The following is a 3,421-nucleotide window of genomic DNA, read 5'->3' as shown; positions in this document are numbered from 1 at the left end:
CCTTCGACATGAGGTCGGTCTTGTTCACAGACTCCTCCGCCGGGCTCTCCGGGTGTCGTGCATGCCGAGGCCGCTGTTGTGCAGGCGGGGCTGACGCCGGTCGTTGATCTCCAAAAGTTACCAGAAAGGGCTGACCACACGTATCAGCCGAGCGGGATGGCGTGTGGATCCCGGTACAACCCAAACCCAACCGCCCACGTCAGTGGAGGTTTGGTGCCTTCCAGCCGTCCACCGAGTGGAACCCCAGGCGGTCAGCCGGAACGACCCGTCGACGACGCCGGTGACGTGCTGATCCGCCGAGTTGAGGGAGGCGTTCGTGTGGTGAGTCACCGCAGTGCTGTTGCGAGTTCGGCGGCGTTGTCGAACGCGGGTGTCGCCCTTTCGGATTCGTCTTCCGTGAGCGTGACGGACTGGGCGCGGGCCAGCATCTCGGCCGCGGTCTTTGGATCGTGCAGCACCATCGCGAGTTCGGCGCGGTAGACGAGGACCTCTACCTGCTCGACCGGGTCGTCGTCGGCTTGCGGGCGGGCCAACGCGCTGTCGAGGATCCGGACGGCCTGTCCGACGTTTCCCCTGGAATCGGCCTGCACGACTGCATTCGCTAGGGCCTTGGCCAGCCGCCCGGCAGGCGTGGTGGCCGGCATGGGTGCGGTGGTGGCGTCCCGAAAGACGCGGATCCAGTTGCCGCCCGGGTCGATGACGCTGAACCCGCCCACCCCGTCGGCGTTCTTCCGCGCCCTGGGCCGGGTCATCCGCGGCGTTCCGGACACCAGTACCTTGCCGTACGCGGCGCGCATGCCGGCTGCGAATGCCCGGTGTAGTCCCTCGATGTCCGCGGTGAGTACGAGACAGGAGCCGTAGGACTGCTCCGGGTCAAATCCGGCGATCTCGAAGAACTGCAGATGCAGGTCTTCCCGCTGCACCGCCACACACGCGTTGGGCTTGCGCTGCTTGTACGTGGTGCGGAAACCGAGAACTCCGTAGAAGGTTTCGATGTCGTCAATGGATGCGCACGGCAGCAGGGGAACGGTCACCTCGTTGGTCATGCCTCCTTCCTAGGCGTCGCAGAGTGTCCGTCGCACATGGAAATAGCCGATCATCGCCTTCGGTCATCCGATCGGCTGATGACCCAGAACGCAACGCCGCCCAGCCGAACCAGCGGCGGCGCCTTCCTGCCTGCCATACGGCTCGCCAGGATCAGGCGCCCGGTAGCCGCGCGGCATTGTCGATCTGGCCCGATGGAACGGCTGCCCGGTTCGGCGACGGGGGCGGGCGCGCCTTCGTCTGGTGTGCCAGGATTCTGCTGTGCTGATAGCGGTCGCGATGGGTGACATCACGCGGGAGGACGTGGACGTTATCGTCACGGCCGCGAACGAGTCACTGCTCGGGGGTGGGGGTGTCGACGGCGCGGTCCACCGTGCTGCCGGGCGAAGACACCCGGAAGCACCTGCAAGCCGCAGTGACAGCCACGGGCTGACCCCAGGGTCTTTGCGTAGTCAATTGAGGTGCGTCTGACCTGGCCGTACGTGGTGTCGTGGCCTGTGTGGAGGGTGACGCGGAACGGGTGTGGCCCGTCGGTGATCATGGAGTTGCTGAGACAACATGACACCGAGAAGGACCACACCCGCGCATGTCATCATCGCTGATCGACGTGATCCGTCAGCACGCCCCTGCCTCGACCGACTCCGCGCCCGCTGGCGGTGAGACGTTTGGCCTGTTGGCGGCCTTGGCGCGGGTGCCTGACCCACGTGACCCGCGTGGTGTCCGGTATCCCTTCGCGAGTGTGCTCGCGGTCGCGGTGTGCGCGGTGATGGCCGGAGCGGCCACGTTCGCCGCGATCGCCGACTGGCTCGACGATCTCGATGCGCCGGCGTGGGGCCGGCTCGGGTTCACCGGCCGGGTGCCGGTGTTGAGCACGGTGTGGCGGCTGCTGGTCCGCGTCGACGCCGAGACGCTGACGGCGGTCCTGGCCGACTGGCTGTGTTCCCGGGTGTCGGCGCCGCCACCGGTGCGGCGGGTCATCGCTGTTGACGGCAAGGTGCTGCGGGGCGCGGTCCTGCCCGAGGGACGGGTCCACCTGCTGTCGGCCTACGACACCTGCACCGGTGTGGTCCTGGCGCAGGTCCAGGTCGCGGCGAAGTCGAACGAGATTCCCGCGTTCGCTCCACTGCTGGAACAGGTCAAGCTCCGGCTGGGCGGCCTGGCGGGGGTGGTGATCGTCGCCGACGCGCTGCACGCCCAGGTCGCCCACGCCCGAGCCGTCGCCGCTGCCGGCGGGCACCTGTACGTGTCGGTCAAGGCCAACCAGCCGACCCTGCACACCCACCTCAAGCAGCTGCCCTGGGCCCAGGTGCCGGTCGGGCACCAACACCGCGACACCGGACACGGCCGCCGTGAAACCCGCACCGTCAAGGCGTTGACCGTGCAGACTCCCGGCGGGATCGGCTTCCCACACGCCCAGCAGGCCGTCCGGATCACCCGCACCCGCGTGATCGCCGGCAAGCGCACCCGGGAAACCGTCTATCTTGTGACATCCCTGCCCGCCGCCCACGCCCAACCCGCCGACCTGCACGAATGGGCCCGCCTGGAATGGCACATCGAGAACCGGCTGCACTGGGTCCGCGACGTGACCTTCCACGAGGACACCCACCGAGCACGCACCGGCAACGGACCCGCCATCGCCGCGGTCCTACGCAACACCGCCATCGGATTCCACCGCGGCAACGGCGAAACCAACATCGCCAGAGCCACCCGCCGCGCCAACCGCCGCCCCCACGACCTCATCACCACCGTGACCAGCAGTCACCCAACTACGCAATGATCCTGGGGCTGACCCCGTCCGGATGTCTGCCGCGAATCGCCCGCCACGCATCGTCACAGCATGTGACCAGATGCCTCGCCGGTGCAGGTTTTGCCGACGGCCAAAACCGTGTCGTCGGTGAGGTGCAGCATCGGTCCACCGTCGCTGGACCGGATTCACATCAAGCTTTCTCACATGCTGTGCCGCGTGGGTCGGGGAGCCCGACGGGTTGTCGTCTACCAGGCGCGATGTACGCGGCAGTGGTCGAGTTACCGCCTGAGTCTCTCCGGCCAGCGTCGCTGTTGGTCAGTCTCCGGAACCGGCACGCCTCGGGCCTGTCCGATGACCTGCCAGACTTCGTCGAGGGGAGTGCCTAGCCGGACGAGGCAGGCGGCTGCGATCAGTGACGCCCGTCCGATGCCGGCGCGGCAGTGCACCGCGGCGTGTTGTCCCTCGGTCATCCGTTGGTGCAGGAGGTCAATTAGTGGCTGTGCCAGTGAGCCTTTCCGAGTAACGGTTGGTGGCGTTGGGTGATCATGTCGTGCGGCAATGGTCGATGTGGAGCAGGACCAGGGCGGCGGCGGTGATCCGGCCGATGCTCCAGGGACACAGGCTGACGTT

At 67.5% G+C, this 3,421-nt stretch carries 2 protein-coding genes and 2 pseudogenes; 2 read left to right on the top strand and 2 right to left on the bottom strand.

Annotation, left to right across the window (positions count from 1 at the left end; all coding sequences use genetic code 11):
• Positions 1-326: 326 nt before the first annotated feature.
• Complete coding sequence (locus tag C1I95_RS32875; RefSeq protein WP_111219884.1) at positions 327-1,046, bottom strand: DUF8817 family protein; 720 nt, start codon at positions 1,044-1,046, stop codon at positions 327-329.
• A 277-nt stretch (positions 1,047-1,323) separates the two neighbouring features.
• On the opposite strand from C1I95_RS32875, the pseudogene C1I95_RS32870 reads away from it, so the two are divergent.
• Together C1I95_RS32870 and C1I95_RS32865 are read left to right on the top strand one after the other, a co-directional pair.
• A pseudogene (locus tag C1I95_RS32870) lies at positions 1,324-1,446 on the top strand (macro domain-containing protein); the annotation flags it as partial.
• A gap of 184 nt (positions 1,447-1,630) precedes the next feature.
• Complete coding sequence (locus C1I95_RS32865; RefSeq protein WP_111219882.1) at positions 1,631-2,821, top strand: ISAs1 family transposase; 1,191 nt, start codon at positions 1,631-1,633, stop codon at positions 2,819-2,821.
• A 513-nt stretch (positions 2,822-3,334) separates the two neighbouring features.
• Here the strand turns inward: C1I95_RS32865 and C1I95_RS36030 are convergent.
• Positions 3,335-3,421: pseudogene (locus tag C1I95_RS36030) on the bottom strand (IS5/IS1182 family transposase); the annotation flags it as partial.

This window comes from Micromonospora craterilacus, assembly GCF_003236315.1.
GTDB classification, from domain to species: Bacteria; Actinomycetota; Actinomycetes; order Mycobacteriales; family Micromonosporaceae; genus Micromonospora; species Micromonospora craterilacus.
This window is presented reverse-complemented; position numbering and strand designations above follow the sequence as displayed.